This is a genomic window from Pseudoblastomonas marina (genome assembly GCF_034374265.1).
Taxonomy (GTDB): Bacteria; Pseudomonadota; Alphaproteobacteria; order Sphingomonadales; family Sphingomonadaceae; genus Alteriqipengyuania_A; species Alteriqipengyuania_A marina.
This window is the reverse complement of sequence record NZ_CP139718.1, coordinates 1555629-1568781: the sequence shown is the minus strand read 5'-3', so window position 1 is coordinate 1568781 and position 13153 is coordinate 1555629. Positions and strand designations below refer to the sequence as shown.

The following is a 13153-nucleotide window of genomic DNA, read 5'->3' as shown; positions in this document are numbered from 1 at the left end:
ACAGAAAGTCTCCCGATGAACTACCGCCTGTCCGCCTCGCTGCTGTCGCTCTCCGCCGCCATCGCCACCCCCGCGCTGGCGCAGGATGCCGAGAACGAAGCCGCACCCGGGAACACCATCATCATCACCGCGCAGGCGGACAATTCCTCGCAGGTCGACAATGGCGGCGATGCGGGCGCGCTGGGCGACAAGCCGGCCGAGGACCTGCCCTTCGCGGTTCGCTCCTATGACGAGAGTCTCATTTTGAACCAGCAGCCGCAGACGCTCGGCGAGGTGCTCGAGAACGATCCCACCGTGCGCACCAGCTACGGCTTCGGCAATGCGAGCGAGTTGTTCGTGGTGCGCGGCTTCGCGCTGTTCGGCGACGATGTCGGTTTGAACGGGCTCTACGGTATCGCCCCGCGCCAGCTGGTCGCGCCCGAACTGTTCGAAAGCGTGCAGGTCCTGAATGGCGCGAGCGCCTTCCTCAACGGTGCCGCGCCCGGCGGCTCGGGCCTTGGCGGCAGCGTCAACCTGATGTTGAAGCGCGCCGATGCCGATCCGCTCACCCGGGTGACCGCGGGCTATACCGGCGACGCGCATTTCGGCGGCAGCGTCGATATCGGTCGCCGCTTCGGCGCGGGTGGCGAATGGGGCGTGCGCGTGAACGGCGCGTATCGCGAGGGAGAGCTGGCGATCGACGGCGAGGACCGCCGCACGCAGGTGCTCGGTGCCGGGTTCGATTACGACGGCGGGAATGTGCGCGCCGCGCTCGACCTCGCCTACCAGGAGGTGCGCGTCGACAATCTTCGCCCCAAGGTGACGGTCGGCACCGCGACGATCCCCGCCGTGCCCGCGCCGGAGGCGAACTACGCGCAGGATTTCAGCTTCACCGAGATGCGCGACCTCTTCGGCACCGCGAGCTTCGAATACGACCTTGCCGACAACGCGCTGTTCTACCTGCGGGGTGGGGCGCGCGACGGGCGCGAAGACGGCATCTATAGCGGGCTGACGGTGCTCGACGCTGCAACCGGCGACGCCAACGGCAACGCGCTGGTGGTCCCGCGCACCGACAATAACGAGGCAATCGAGGCGGGGCTGCGCGCGCGCGTCGGCAGCGCGGTGACGCATGAGTTCAATTTCGGCGGCAACATCAACTGGCAGACCAACCGCAACGCGTTCGATTTCCGCTACGGCCCGGGCTTCGCCGGCTTCGCGACCAATCTGTACGACACCCCGCAGGTCGCACTGCCGAGCTCGACGCTGGTCGGCGGCGATCTCGACGATCCGTTCCCGATCGCTCGGAGCAAACTGGTCAGCGGCTTCGTATCCGACACGGTCGGCCTGTTCGACGAGCGGCTGCTGGTGACCGGCGGCCTGCGCATCCAGTCGATCCGGCAGGACAGCTTCAACTACTACAATGGCGGCCAGCTCGATTCGACCTACGAGGAGGATGCGGTGACGCCGGTGGCCGGAATCGTCGCCAAGCCGTTCGCGGGGCTCTCGCTCTATGCCAATCGGATCGAGGCGCTGCAGCAGGGGCCGACCGCGCCGCTCGACCCGACGCTGGTCTCGAACCCCGGCGAAACGCTCGGTCCGCGCAAGTCGACACAATACGAAATCGGCGGCAAGCTCGCGCTGGGCGACATGTTCCTGACGCTCGCCGGCTATCGCATCAGCCGGCCGGGCGAGGGCGTGCTCCCCTCGGGACGGTTCGGCTATCTCGGCGAGCAGCGCCACCAGGGCCTCGAATTCACCGCCAACGGCACGGTGGTGCCGGGTCTGCGCTTCATCGGCGGCGCCTCGCTCGCCGACGCCGAACTCGACGGCAGCGGCGAGGTGCCCGGTGTGCCCGAATTCACCGCCAATGCCGATGTCGAGTGGGACCTGCCCTTCGCCCCCGGCCTGACACTGACCGCGCGCGCGGTCCACACGGGCGAGCAATGGGTCGATGCGGCGAACACGCTGCGGCTCGATGCCTGGACCCGCTTCGATCTCGGCGCGCGTTACGTGCTGGCGGCGGGCGAGGTCCCGGTCACGCTGCGCCTGACGGTCGATAACGTCGCCAACGAGGCCTATTGGGCCAGCGCCTTCGACAGCTTCTCCGCCGCACTGCTGCAAGGTCGGCCGCGCACGGTGAAAGCGTCGATTTCAGCGGATTTTTAGACGCTCAACCTCCCCTCCCGCATGCGGGAGGGGGCTGGCTCACAACCACCCAAACACCGGCAGGCCCTTCGCCTCGAGCCATTCGCGGTTGTAGATGGTCGAGAGGTAGCGGAAACCGGTGTCGCACAGGATCGTCGCGACCCTTGGCTTTGGGCGCGGGTTGTCGCGGCCGTCGGCGACCAGCTGCTTGCCTAGCGCGATCGCGCCGGCGACGTTGATGCCGCTCGACAGGCCGAGGCAGAGGCCTTCCTCGCGCAGCAGCTCGGCGACCCAGTGCAGGCCTTCCTCGTCGGATATGCGGAACTGGGTGTCGATGGGCGCGCCTTCGAGGTTGCCGGTTATGCGGCCCTGGCCGATCCCCTCGGCGGCCGAGCTGCCTTCGGACTTGAGCTCGCCATGCGCGTAATATTCGTAGAGCGCGGCGCCGTGCGGGTCGGTCAGCGCGATGCGGATGTTTGCGTCCTTCGCCTTGAGCCCCAGCCCGACGCCCGCGAGCGTGCCTCCGGTGCCGACCGCGCAGGTGAAGCCGTCGACCCGGCCTTCCAGCTGCTCCCAGATTTCGGGCGCGGTGGTGGCTTCGTGGATGCGGCGATTGGCCTGGTTGTCGAACTGGTTGGCCCATACCGCGCCATCTGTCTCTTCCGCGATCCGGCGGCTGGTATGGACGAAGTGGTTCGGGTCCTTGAATTTGGTCGGCTTGACCAGCACCAGCTCGGCGCCGAGCGCGCGCAGCGTGGCGTATTTCTCCGAGGCCTGGTTGTCGGGCATGACGATGATCGTCTTGTAGCCCAGCGCGTTGGCGACCAGCGCGATGCCGATCCCGGTATTGCCCGCGGTCCCCTCGGCCACCGTGCCGCCGGGCTTCAGCGCGCCGCGCGCCTCGGCATCGCGGATGATGCCGAGCGCGGCGCGGTCCTTCACCGAGGCGCCGGGGTTGAGGAATTCGCACTTGCCCCAGATCTCGCACCCGGCGGCCTCGCTGGGCCCCTCGAGCAGGACGATGGGGGTGTTGCCGATCAGGTCGAGCGGGGTGGTGGCGACCGGTGCCATCCGGTCAATACCCGGCCGCCTGGCCGTCCTTCCGCATCTCGGTCGCGCCGGTATAGGCCCCGGTCGCGGGATCGCGGACGATCGCCTGGTAGCCGCCGAAGGGAATGCCGGTGGTCTCGATCTCGACATTGTGGCCCATATCGCGCAGCGCCTCGATCGTAGCCGCGGGGGTGCCGGGCTCGACCATCAGCACGCCGAGGCTGTCGATCTCGTAGGTGTCGGCGGCGCTGCCCTTGATCGCGTCGGTCGGCGCGCGGCCGCCATCGTGCATCAGCCGCGCGGCGTCGCCCGCTTCCTGCAGGTTCATGCCATAGTCGACGAGGTTGACGAGGATCTGGACGTGGCCCTGCGGCTGCATCCCGCCCCCCATCAGGCCGAAGCTCATCCAGGGCTTGCCGTCCTTCTTCACGAAGGCAGGGATGATCGTGTGGAACGGCCGCTTGGAGGGCGCATAGGCATTGGGGTGCGTCGGATCGAGGCTGAACAGCTCGCCGCGATCCTGGAACATGAAGCCGAGCCCGTCGGCGACCAGCCCGCCGCCCATGCCGCGATAGTTCGACTGGATCAGGCTCACCATCATGCCGTCCTTGTCGGCGACGGTGAGGTAGGTCGTGTCGCCTTCTCCCTCGAGTTTCGGAGCCTTGGGCGCGCCGGGGGTGAAGGCGGGGGTGGCCTTCGCCGGATCGATCAGTGCGAAGCGCTCGGCCCCGTATTGATCGGTCAGCAGGCCTTCGGGGGCCTTGTAGAAATCGGGATCGGCATAGAAGCGCGCGACGTCCTCGAACGCCAGCCGTTTGGCCTCGGTGATGTAGTGCAGCACCTGCGGGCTGCCGCGCTCCCACTGCGAGAGGTCGACGTTCTTCAAGATGTTGACCATCTGCAGCGCGGCGAAACCCTGCCCGTTGGGCGGCAGTTCGCACAGTTCGTAGCCCGCCTTGTAGGTGACACAGGCGACGTCGACCCATTCGCTGTCGTGGCTGGCGAAATCCTCGAGCGTGAAGGCGCTGCCCTGTTCGCGGAGATAGTCGACGATCACCTGCGCGGTCTCGCCCTCGTAGAATTCGTCGCGGCCGTTCTTCGCGATCCGTTCGAGCGTGTTGGCGAGGTCGGGATTGCGGAAGATGTCGCCCGCTTCGGGCGCGCCGTTGAGGAAGTAGGTCGCGCGCGCGTTCTCGAACTCGAAATCGTAGCGTTCGAGCCGGTCCTCATAGGCGGCGAGCGAGCGCTGGAGGTACATCGCGATCACCGGCGCGACAGGGTGGCCTTCGCGCGCATAGCGGATCGTCGGGGCGAGGTTGTCCGCCATCGACAGCTTGCCGAATTTTTCGTGCAGGTCGAACCACGCGTCGACCGTGCCGGGGATCGTGATCGGCAGCGGGCCGACCGGCGGAATCGAGGTCGCCCCCGGTCCGAGCTTCTCCTTGAGCTGGTCGAGCGTCTGGCCGCTGGGCGAGCGCCCCGAGCCGTTGATGCCGTAAAGCTTGTCGGTCTTGGGATCGTAGACGATCGCGAACAGGTCCCCGCCGATGCCGTTGCCGGTCGGCTCCATCAGCCCGAGCGCGGCATTGGCGGCGATCGCCGCGTCGACCGCGCTGCCGCCCGCCTTGAGGATGTCGAGCGCGACCTGCGTCGCCAGCGGGTGCGCTGTGGCGGCCATGCCGTTGGGCGCGACCACGGGGGAGCGGCTCCATTGCGCGCCCACCGGCCGCGCGCCGGGACCGATCCCGCCGGTCGCCTCGGCGGTCGTGGTGGTGGCGGCGTTCTGCGCTTCCTGTGCCGCGAGCGGCGTTGCGGCAAGCGCGGCGGTGGCCAGAAGTGTGGTTGCGATACGCATGGTCGGCTCTCCCCAGATTGCTTTGGGTGTCAGGCTAGGGCCCGCAGGTCCGTGCGGCAATCGCAAATCAGGTCGGGTGCGCCCCGCATCTCACCAGGCGGGGCGCAGCCTCACGCGGTCCGCGGGCAGCCGACGAAGCCGTGATAGCCGAGCTCGTCCTTCGCGCCCGGCGGCACCACGATGATCTCCTGCCCGCGCAATCCGGCATTGCCTGTGGTGTCGAGATCGCGCGTGGCAACCACGAGGTCGCCGCTGGCATAGCGGTTTGCGCCGCTCGCCGAGAGCGGGATCAGCTTGCCGTTGAGCTTGATGAAGCCCTCTCCGCCCGGCTCGTAGACGAACACCGGGTAGCCGATCTCGGTCAGCCGGTAGACGCAGCGGCCCTGCGTGCCGCCGATCGCGGCGATATCGGCCTCGCTCATCGTCTCGGGCTTCACGATCGCGGTTGCGACGTTCTGCAGCGCGCTCGCGGCGGGCTCGATCGCCGCGGCCTCGGGCGGCGGGTAGAGATCGGCTTCGCGGTCGTTGCCGATCGCAGTGTTCTGGTTGCAGGCGCCCAAGGTCAGGGCGAGCGCGACGGCTGGGAGTGCTGCGGGTTTCATTGCGCTGCTCCTTCGGTCGTGGCGATCGGAACGGCGGGGGCGGGCGTTGCGGTCGGCGCCGGTGTCGGTGTTGAACGCGGGGCCTCGAACCCCTCGGGCAGGCGCTCCTCGCTACGCACCCCGTTGGCCTCGATATCGGCGATCAGGTATTTCATCTGCGCGATCTCGCGCCGCTGGGCGAGGATGATGTCGTGCGCCAGCTTGCGCACGCGAGGATCCTTGATGCTGGCGCGCTCGCTGGTCATGATCGCGATCGAGTGGTGCGGGATCATCGCCGACATGTATTCCCTGTCGTCGATCGTCGCCTGGCTGCGGACCAGCCACAGCGCCAGCGCCATCACCACCGCGCCCACCGCGAGGATGATGAAATTCTTCTTCCGGTCCTTGTACATGCCCCACATGAAAAGCAGCATGACGATCATCATCATCCCGCCCATCACGAAGGTCATCCAGAAGCGCGTTTCGCTCCAGAAGACGTGATCGGCGTCGAAGGTGTTGGCGTACATCAGGAAGAACATGATGACGGTGGAGGTCGCCACCATCGCCATGAAGCGCCAGTAATTGCCTCCGTGGCCGGAGTGTCCGTCTGCCATTCCTAATCCTCCTGTTGGCTCATGGTCTTGTAGACGTATTGCGCGGTACAGCTGATCATCAGGAAGCCGGTGATCGCCGCGATGCCGGTGATCGCGCGCAGGTGCCCGGTGGGATAGATGTCCCCCAGCCCGACGGTCGAAACCGTGATCAGCGCGAAGTAGTAGTAGTCCATCCAGCCATCGGTCGGCTCCTTCTCGAACCCGCCGAGCCCGAGGCTTTCGGCAAGGCCGAAGCCGCCCGCGAAAATCCCTGCGATCAGCAGGTGGCTGATGAGCACCAGCACCGATCCGCCGATCAGCCGCAGATGGTGCGGATCGCCTTCGGGCGGCGATATCCTTTTCGCGCCGCGCAGCATCGTCAGATGCAGGTAGAGCGACAGCACGAACAGGATCACCCCGATGATCAGCGCAGTTGTCACCGCGCGATCCCGTCGCGCCTGTCGATTTGGACGATCGCCCTGCGGCAAACCCGCGGGCGGCTGTTTGGCGCAGCCAATGCTTCCTCCGCTGTCCGATGGGTCTAGTTTATCGATTCAAGCTTTTTCGGGGAGGAATGTTCCGAGACAGCCACAGCGTGAAGAGCGGGACGACGATCCACATCGCGATCGGGACCAGGCCGACACCGGTCAGCGGCTCGCGCGGCATGAGCGGGGCGTAGTGCCAGCCCCATGCCCGTCCCTCGACGATCATTTCGACGACGATGGTGGCGAGCAGGCCGGTCCCGAGATAGGCAGCGAGCGCCGCCGGTGTCCATTGCCGGACCCAGTGACGGTTGCCGGTGGCGATAGACCCGACCGAATAGGCCAGGACCATTAGCCCCGAATCACCGAGTGAGCCCAGCGAACACCCGCGCACGGCTTCCGCGATGGTGAGGCCCGCCGTCGCGTAGAACGGCATCTGCCACATCTCCCACAGGAAGGCGGCGAGAAAGCCGAACAGCGCGATCCTGACCTCGGGACGCGACATTCAATTCAACGGGCGGAAGCTTGGCGGGATGCGGTCATTCCTCCCCGGTCGCGGGGGTTTCCGGAGCGGGTTCGCCGTTTTCGGGATGCTGGTGCGGCTCGTCGCCGCCGTCCTCGCCCGCCTTCTTCATCTTTTCGCAGCACGCCATCTCGCCGTCCGCGTCCTTTTCGCAGCACGGCATGTCGCATTTCATTTCGGCTGCCATGGCCGGGGAGGCCAGCAGGGCCGCCGCGCTCATTGCTGCAAACATGGTCTTCATCGATGCATTTCCTTCTTCGGGCCGGATCGACCGGGTTGATCACTATTTGGCGGGATAGCTCGCCCATACGCTGCGTCCGGCAGGGCCGAAGGCGATGACCTGGTAGGGCTGGCGCCGGTCGCCCGCTTCCATGCCGGGGGAGCCGAGCGGCATTCCGGCGACCGCCAGACCCGTCACACCCTCGGGGCGTTCGCGCAGCAGGCGCTCGATATCGGCGCGGGGCACATGGCCCTCGATCACGTAGCCGTCGGCGAGCAACGTGTGACAGGACCACAGGTCGTCGGGGACGCCGTGCTTGGTCTTGATCGCCCCCATGTCGGGATGATCGACGCGCTCGACTTCGTGCGCTTCGTCGCCTTCGACATGCTGTGCCCAGGCGAGACAGCAGCCGCAGCCGGGATCGCGAAACATCGTGAAACTCGCCGCCTGCGCGACGCCGGCACAGGCGACGAGGGCATAGGCCGCAAAAAGTCCGAGCGAGCGGCGGAGGTGAACCGGCGAGAGACGGGGTTTCAGGCGCATCTTGGGGGTTCCTTTAGTCGGTGGGTGGGGCATCCATGTCGTGACCCGCATGCGGATCCGCCTGTTCTGCGGCAGGAGGCGGAGTGGGCGAGGGCGCGGGTGCCGGGCTCGACCTCGTCGCATCAGCCTCGGTCTGGCGAGGTGAGGGAGCCGGCGATGGCTCGGCCGTGTCTCCGGGCGATTCCGCACCCTCGGGATCGACGGCAGGGCGGGTTTCTCCAGAGGCCTCGACGCCTGCGGCTTGCGGTGCCGGAGAGATCGCCTCGTTCTCCTGCGGAGAGGCTTCGTGGTGAGCGCCAAGGAGATGGTTCGGCCCGTGAGAAAGCTCTGCGCCGAGATAGCCCTGGACCATGATCAGTGTGGCCGACGCAAAAAGCAGGACGCGGAAGGCCTTGCGATAATCGGGATAGCGGCTGACCCACCAGGCCAGCAGCGCGAGCGCGGCGAGATTGGTGCCGAGCCAGCGGTGCCACTGGACCAGACCGTCGCCGCCGAACCACAGCCCGGTATGGATCCAGCCGAATAGCGCCGCGATCACCGATCCGATCGCGCCTGCGCCGACCATCACGGTGGCGGCCTGGGCGAGGCGCTGCGAACGGCGGCGCCAGGCGAGCAGTTCGACCAGCGCGGCGGCGAACAGCAGGCCGATCGGAAAATGGACGGTCGCCGGGTGCAGGTTTTCGAGCACTGATGCGACGGTCACCTGCGGTTCCTGCCGCGCTCCGACATCGGCCTGCGCCGCTCGGGCGGAGCTGTCGCCAACGGCATCGATTGGGGCCTGGGACCCGGTCGGCGGCGAGACTTGGGCGGTTTTCTCTTCCTCGTGGCTCTCGGGGCCGTGCGCGGCGAGCGGTGTCGCGATCGCGAACAGCAAGACGGCCGCGGCCAGGGCAATCAATCGCATGGTCAGTTCCTCGGTGCCCGGCTGGAGCTGTGGTGGCTGACGATCTTCCACGTGTCGCCTTCACGGCGCAACAGGCTGGTCGCCACCCCGTCGCGCTCGATCACGCGGCCGTCTTCGAGGGTGATGCGGTAGGAATAGCGTTCCTCGCCATAGGCCAGATCCCCCATCTCGCGGATTTCGACCTCGTATCGCGGGAATTCGAACGCCTCGAAATGACCTAGCTCGGGCCCGAGATGGTGCTCGAGATAATTGGCCCAGCTGCCCTCGGCCTTGCCGTTCTCGAACACGCTCGAATCCTCGACGAACAGCGCGCTCGCGGCGTCGGCATCGAGCGCGACCAGCGCGTCGCGATAGGCGATCAGGGCGCCCGCCGCAGTGGCTTCGTCCGCGCCCTGTTCGGCTTCCTGCGCCGATGCGGTGGTCGCCAGGCTGGGCAGTGCAAGCGACAGCATGCCTGCCGCGGCCAGCATCCTCAGTGCTCGATGGTTCATGCTCTCTCCCTCGTGTTATTTCCGGACGCGCTCGAACAGGTCGACGAGTTCGCCGAACTTGGCCTGCTGGTCCTCAGTGTCGCCGGTCGCGATCGCCTCGGCGACGCAATGCGCGGCGTGGTTCTTCAGAATCTCGCTCTCGGCCTTGGCGAGCGCGGATTTGACCGCCTGCAGTTGGTGCAGGATTTCGATGCAATAGCGGTCGTCCTCGATCATGCGCGCGATCCCGCGCACTTGTCCCTCGATCCGCGAGAGTCGATGAAGCGTTTTTCGTTGGGGATGCTCGGCCATGGTTCGCTCTTGAAATACCCTTGGGGGGTATATAGAAGGAACCCATCAAGTCAACGTTACCCCTTGTCGACCGGTCCTCTTCCCCCATGACCATTTCGCGCCTTTCGATTCCCCGCCGCTCGTTCCTGTCCGGCTCCGTCGCGCTCGCCGCGGCCTCCGCGCTGACCGTGCCCGCCTGGGCGCGCGGCGGGTCGCTGCGCCATGCCGTCAAGGGGCCGCCCGAACTGTCGGGCGAGGACATAAACCTGACCATCGACCGCGCGCATTTCTCGACCGGAGGACGCAGTGGCCATGCGGTGGCGATCAACGGATCGGTGCCGGGGCCGCTCGTGCGCTTGCGCGAAGGGCAGGACGTCCGGCTGCACGTCACCAACAATCTCGACGAGGACAGCTCGATCCACTGGCACGGCCTGCTGGTGCCTTTCCAGTTCGACGGCGTGCCGGGGGTCAGCTTCCCGGGAATCAGGCCGGGCGAGACCTTCACCTACGAATTCCCGATCCGCCAGAGCGGGACATACTGGTGGCACAGCCATTCGGGGCTGCAGGAACAGGCCGGGCATTACGGCCCGCTGGTGATCGAGGCGGCCGACGGGTCAGATGCGCAATACGATCGCGACTACGTCGTGCTGCTAAGCGAGTTCACCCCGCTCCACCCGCACGAGGTGATGCGGAAACTGAAGGTCGGCGAACACTATTTCAACCGCCAGATGCAGACCGCCACCAATGGCGAGATGTCGGGCGAAATGCGGCGCGAATGGGCGAAGATGCGGATGAACCCGCGCGACATCTCGGACGTCACCGGATCCACCTACACCTTCCTGATGAACGGCCACGGCCCGGCGGACGATCTCGAATACTTGTTCAAGCCGGGCGAGCGCGTGCGGCTGCGCTTCATCAACGGTTCTGCGATGACCTTCTTCAATGTCCGCATCCCGGGCGTCGAGATGAAGGTGATCCAGGTCGACGGGCAGGACGTGCGCGACGTCGCGGTCGACGAATTCCAGATCGCGACGGCCGAGACCTACGACGTGGTGGTCGAGCCGAAGGCCGGCGCGCACACGATCGTCGCCGAGGCGATGGATCGCTCGGGCATGGGCGTCGCGACGCTAACCGATACGCCGGGCCGCAAGGGCCTCGTGCCGCCGTTGCGCGAACCGGTCACGTTGACCATGGCCGATATGGGCATGGCGGGAATGGACGAGATGGAGGGCATGGACCATTCGATGCGCGACATGTCCAAGCTGCCGCCCGATGCCGAGCCCGCGGGCGTCGACATGGTCTCGCCGATGCCGGTCGACCGGATGGACTTCCCGGGTCTCGGCCTCGACAAGGTGGATCACCGCGTATTGCGCTACACCGACCTGCGCGCGAAGAAGCCGAACCCGCGCCGCAAGCCGACGCGGCGGATGGAAATCCACCTCACGGGCAACATGGAACGCTACATGTGGTCGTTTGACGGCAAGCGCTTCACGGCGGTGACCGACGATCCGATCCGCTTCGCCTATGACGAGCGGGTGCGCGTGACGCTGGTCAACGACACGATGATGGCGCACCCGATCCACCTCCACGGCCATTTCTTCGAACTGGTCAACGGCGCGGGCGCGACCGACCAGCCCTTGAAGCACACGATGGTCGTCCAGCCGGGCGGCAAGGCAACCTTCGACCTGACCGCCAACGAGCCCGGCGACTGGGCCTTCCACTGCCACCTGCTCTACCACATGCACGCCGGCATGATGCAGGTCGTGACCGTGCGGCCGTTCCCGGCATGAACCGCGCGATGAAACTTGCCGCGACGCTGGTCGCCGGTGCTGCACTGTTGCCCGCGAGTGCGTTGGCGCAGGACCATTCGCAGCACGGCAAGCAGGAGGAGCAGGAGAAGGAAAAGGCCGAACAGCCGGCACCGGCTCCCACCCAGGCGCCGATCCTTCCGGGCCTCCAGTTCGGCCCCGACGGGCAGCTGACCGTCGGCGAGGCCGACACCGTGATCCCGCTCGACGAGACCCCGCCGCCCGCCGCGCTAGAAGGGCCGCGCCACGCCGCCGACGAAATCTACGGCGAGGCCGCGATGGCCTCGGCGCGGGCGCAGCTGGCCGAAGAGAACGGCAACATGACCACCGGCATGGTGATGGTCGAACGGCTCGAATATCGCGGCGGCGCGCACGATGCCTATCTGTGGGACGCGCAGGCCTGGTACGGCGGCGATATAGACAAGCTGTGGCTCAAGTCCGAGGGTGAGGGCGAAATCGGCGAAGCGCTCGAGGACGCCGACGTGCAGGCACTGTGGAGCCGCGCGATCGGGCCGTGGTTCGATTTCCAGGCAGGCGTGCGCTACACGATCGCGCCGGTCGAACGCGCGCATCTCGCGCTCGGCGTTCAGGGCCTCATGCCCTACATGTTCCATGTCGACGCCGCGGCCTTCCTCTCGACCGAGGGCGACCTCACCGCGCTGGTCGAGGCCGAGCTCGACCAGAAGATCACCCAACGCCTGATCCTCCAGCCGCGCGTCGAGATGGAATTCTCCGCGCAGGATATCCCCGAATTCGATCTCGGCAGCGGGATCACCAAGATCGAGGCGGGCGCTCGCCTGCGCTACGAAATCGCTCGTGAATTCGCGCCCTATGTCGGGGTCGGCTGGGAGCGCAAGATCGGCCGCACCGCCGATATCGCGCGCGCCGAGGGCGAGGGCACCGGCGGGTTCGTCGCGGTGCTGGGCGTGCGGGCGTGGTTCTAGCTCGCCGGTAGTTCAGCGTTTGAAGTAGGGTCCGACCTGCGGGTAGGCTTGGTTCTCCGCGATCAGGTCCTGCACCGATCCCGGTTCGACCCCGAGCATTTCGGGCGTGTAGCCGAAGGGCATCTGTTCGACGTGCAGCCACATCAGGCGATCGAGCAGGGTCTTGGCGGCATCGAGGTCGAGCAGCGCCATGCCGGTGTAGTAATCCCCCTGTATGTCCCAGCGCAGCACCGCATAGGCGACGGTCTTTTCCCACTTCTCGGTATCGTCGTGATCGACCGGGCCCATGAAGCGGTCGTGGAAGCTGCGGCTCGCCGTGTCGGAGAATTCGAATACGGGGCCCGACTCCCCGATCCGTCGCAACCACAGGTGCATCGAATTGGGCTGGGCCAGCTCGTCATCGAAAATCCGCCCCAGCTCGGCTTCGAGCTTTTCGCGCTTCAGGTCGGGGATATTGCCCTGCAGATCGCGCTCGAGCAGGTCGCGCAGGCGGCGATTGAGCGCTTCGGCATGTCGCACCAGCGGCTGCATCCCCTCGAACAGCCGCTCGATCGCTTCGTCCCGCTCGATCTCGAAGCTCGACCGAGGGGGAGCGGCGTTGCGCGATGACGATCCTGCCGTGACCCTACGAAAGAGCCAGATTGCGACGATCGCAATGACGACAAGCGCAAGCAGTTCCGACATCCGACATCCTCCCCTCGGTCGCGACCCCGGGGCAGCGATAAAACACGAAGGGCCGCGATAGCAAGATCGCGGCCCTTACGG

The 13153-nt window shown here is 66.7% G+C and carries 15 protein-coding genes; 3 read left to right on the top strand and 12 right to left on the bottom strand.

Annotated elements, in window-relative coordinates; genetic code table 11:
- Positions 1 to 15: 15 nt before the first annotated feature.
- Entirely contained in the window at positions 16 to 2145 is a 2130-nt protein-coding gene (locus tag T8S45_RS07805; RefSeq protein ID WP_322293331.1) for a TonB-dependent receptor, read from the top strand.
- A 39-nt stretch (positions 2146 to 2184) separates the two neighbouring features.
- On the opposite strand, the gene T8S45_RS07800 is transcribed toward T8S45_RS07805, so the two are convergent.
- The 11 genes from T8S45_RS07800 to T8S45_RS07750 all read right to left on the bottom strand — a co-directional run bounded on the left by T8S45_RS07800 (position 2185) and on the right by T8S45_RS07750 (position 9657).
- A complete protein-coding gene (locus T8S45_RS07800; RefSeq protein WP_322293330.1) occupies positions 2185 to 3195 on the bottom strand; it encodes a cysteine synthase A in 1011 nt (336 codons plus the stop codon).
- Between the two features lie 4 nt (positions 3196 to 3199).
- Positions 3200 to 5029, bottom strand: a complete 1830-nt coding sequence (locus tag T8S45_RS07795) for a gamma-glutamyltransferase family protein (RefSeq protein ID WP_322293329.1) — start codon at positions 5027 to 5029, stop codon at positions 3200 to 3202.
- Positions 5030 to 5139: 110 nt separating this feature from the next.
- Positions 5140 to 5631, bottom strand: coding sequence for a DUF6692 family protein (locus T8S45_RS07790; protein ID WP_322293328.1), 492 nt, complete (start codon positions 5629 to 5631; stop codon positions 5140 to 5142).
- On the bottom strand, positions 5628 to 6173 hold the full coding sequence (locus T8S45_RS07785; RefSeq protein ID WP_322295203.1) for a DUF305 domain-containing protein: 546 nt from the start codon (positions 6171 to 6173) through the stop codon (positions 5628 to 5630). Before T8S45_RS07785 ends, T8S45_RS07790 begins: the two co-directional genes overlap by 4 nt.
- Before the next feature lie 53 nt (positions 6174 to 6226).
- Complete coding sequence (locus T8S45_RS07780; protein ID WP_188642343.1) at positions 6227 to 6643, bottom strand: potassium channel family protein; 417 nt, start codon at positions 6641 to 6643, stop codon at positions 6227 to 6229.
- Positions 6644 to 6749: 106 nt separating this feature from the next.
- Positions 6750 to 7190, bottom strand: a complete 441-nt coding sequence (locus tag T8S45_RS07775; protein ID WP_188642342.1) for a hypothetical protein — start codon at positions 7188 to 7190, stop codon at positions 6750 to 6752.
- A 34-nt stretch (positions 7191 to 7224) separates the two neighbouring features.
- Entirely contained in the window at positions 7225 to 7449 is a 225-nt protein-coding gene (locus tag T8S45_RS07770; protein ID WP_322293327.1) for a hypothetical protein, read from the bottom strand.
- Between the two features lie 42 nt (positions 7450 to 7491).
- A complete protein-coding gene (locus T8S45_RS07765; protein WP_322293326.1) occupies positions 7492 to 7971 on the bottom strand; it encodes a DUF411 domain-containing protein in 480 nt (159 codons plus the stop codon).
- Positions 7972 to 7984: 13 nt separating this feature from the next.
- The gene (locus tag T8S45_RS07760; protein WP_322293325.1) at positions 7985 to 8875 is read right to left on the bottom strand and encodes a DUF2231 domain-containing protein; all 891 of its coding nucleotides are present in this window, start codon (positions 8873 to 8875) and stop codon (positions 7985 to 7987) included.
- Between the two features lie 2 nt (positions 8876 to 8877).
- Positions 8878 to 9366, bottom strand: a complete 489-nt coding sequence (locus T8S45_RS07755; protein WP_229658145.1) for a YybH family protein — start codon at positions 9364 to 9366, stop codon at positions 8878 to 8880.
- A gap of 15 nt (positions 9367 to 9381) precedes the next feature.
- A complete protein-coding gene (locus T8S45_RS07750; RefSeq protein ID WP_188642338.1) occupies positions 9382 to 9657 on the bottom strand; it encodes a metal-sensitive transcriptional regulator in 276 nt (91 codons plus the stop codon).
- Between the two features lie 86 nt (positions 9658 to 9743).
- On the opposite strand from T8S45_RS07750, the gene T8S45_RS07745 reads away from it, so the two are divergent.
- Positions 9744 to 11426: a copper resistance system multicopper oxidase gene (locus T8S45_RS07745; RefSeq protein WP_188642337.1), complete on the top strand. Its 1683-nt coding sequence runs from the start codon at positions 9744 to 9746 to the stop codon at positions 11424 to 11426.
- A gap of 8 nt (positions 11427 to 11434) precedes the next feature.
- Positions 11435 to 12388: a copper resistance protein B gene (locus T8S45_RS07740; protein ID WP_322293324.1), complete on the top strand. Its 954-nt coding sequence runs from the start codon at positions 11435 to 11437 to the stop codon at positions 12386 to 12388.
- A gap of 12 nt (positions 12389 to 12400) precedes the next feature.
- Here the strand turns inward: T8S45_RS07740 and T8S45_RS07735 are convergent, their stop codons facing one another.
- A complete protein-coding gene (locus T8S45_RS07735; protein ID WP_322293323.1) occupies positions 12401 to 13072 on the bottom strand; it encodes a hypothetical protein in 672 nt (223 codons plus the stop codon).
- Between the last annotated feature and the right edge of the window lie 81 nt (positions 13073 to 13153).

Excerpts from the sequence above, each read along its gene's own strand:
- T8S45_RS07805 (WP_322293331.1), top strand. The coding sequence starts at position 16 with ATGAACTACCGCCTGTCCGCCTCGCTGCTGTCGCTCTCCGCCGCCATC.
- T8S45_RS07800 (WP_322293330.1), bottom strand. The coding sequence starts at position 3,195 with ATGGCACCGGTCGCCACCACCCCGCTCGACCTGATCGGCAACACCCCC.
- T8S45_RS07795 (WP_322293329.1), bottom strand. The coding sequence starts at position 5,029 with ATGCGTATCGCAACCACACTTCTGGCCACCGCCGCGCTTGCCGCAACG.
- T8S45_RS07790 (WP_322293328.1), bottom strand. The coding sequence starts at position 5,631 with ATGAAACCCGCAGCACTCCCAGCCGTCGCGCTCGCCCTGACCTTGGGC.
- T8S45_RS07785 (WP_322295203.1), bottom strand. The coding sequence starts at position 6,173 with ATGGTGGCGACCTCCACCGTCATCATGTTCTTCCTGATGTACGCCAAC.
- T8S45_RS07775 (WP_188642342.1), bottom strand. The coding sequence starts at position 7,190 with ATGTCGCGTCCCGAGGTCAGGATCGCGCTGTTCGGCTTTCTCGCCGCC.
- T8S45_RS07770 (WP_322293327.1), bottom strand. The coding sequence starts at position 7,449 with ATGAAGACCATGTTTGCAGCAATGAGCGCGGCGGCCCTGCTGGCCTCC.
- T8S45_RS07765 (WP_322293326.1), bottom strand. The coding sequence starts at position 7,971 with ATGCGCCTGAAACCCCGTCTCTCGCCGGTTCACCTCCGCCGCTCGCTC.
- T8S45_RS07760 (WP_322293325.1), bottom strand. The coding sequence starts at position 8,875 with ATGCGATTGATTGCCCTGGCCGCGGCCGTCTTGCTGTTCGCGATCGCG.
- T8S45_RS07755 (WP_229658145.1), bottom strand. The coding sequence starts at position 9,366 with ATGAACCATCGAGCACTGAGGATGCTGGCCGCGGCAGGCATGCTGTCG.
- T8S45_RS07750 (WP_188642338.1), bottom strand. The coding sequence starts at position 9,657 with ATGGCCGAGCATCCCCAACGAAAAACGCTTCATCGACTCTCGCGGATC.
- T8S45_RS07745 (WP_188642337.1), top strand. The coding sequence starts at position 9,744 with ATGACCATTTCGCGCCTTTCGATTCCCCGCCGCTCGTTCCTGTCCGGC.
- T8S45_RS07740 (WP_322293324.1), top strand. The coding sequence starts at position 11,435 with ATGAAACTTGCCGCGACGCTGGTCGCCGGTGCTGCACTGTTGCCCGCG.
- T8S45_RS07735 (WP_322293323.1), bottom strand. The coding sequence starts at position 13,072 with ATGTCGGAACTGCTTGCGCTTGTCGTCATTGCGATCGTCGCAATCTGG.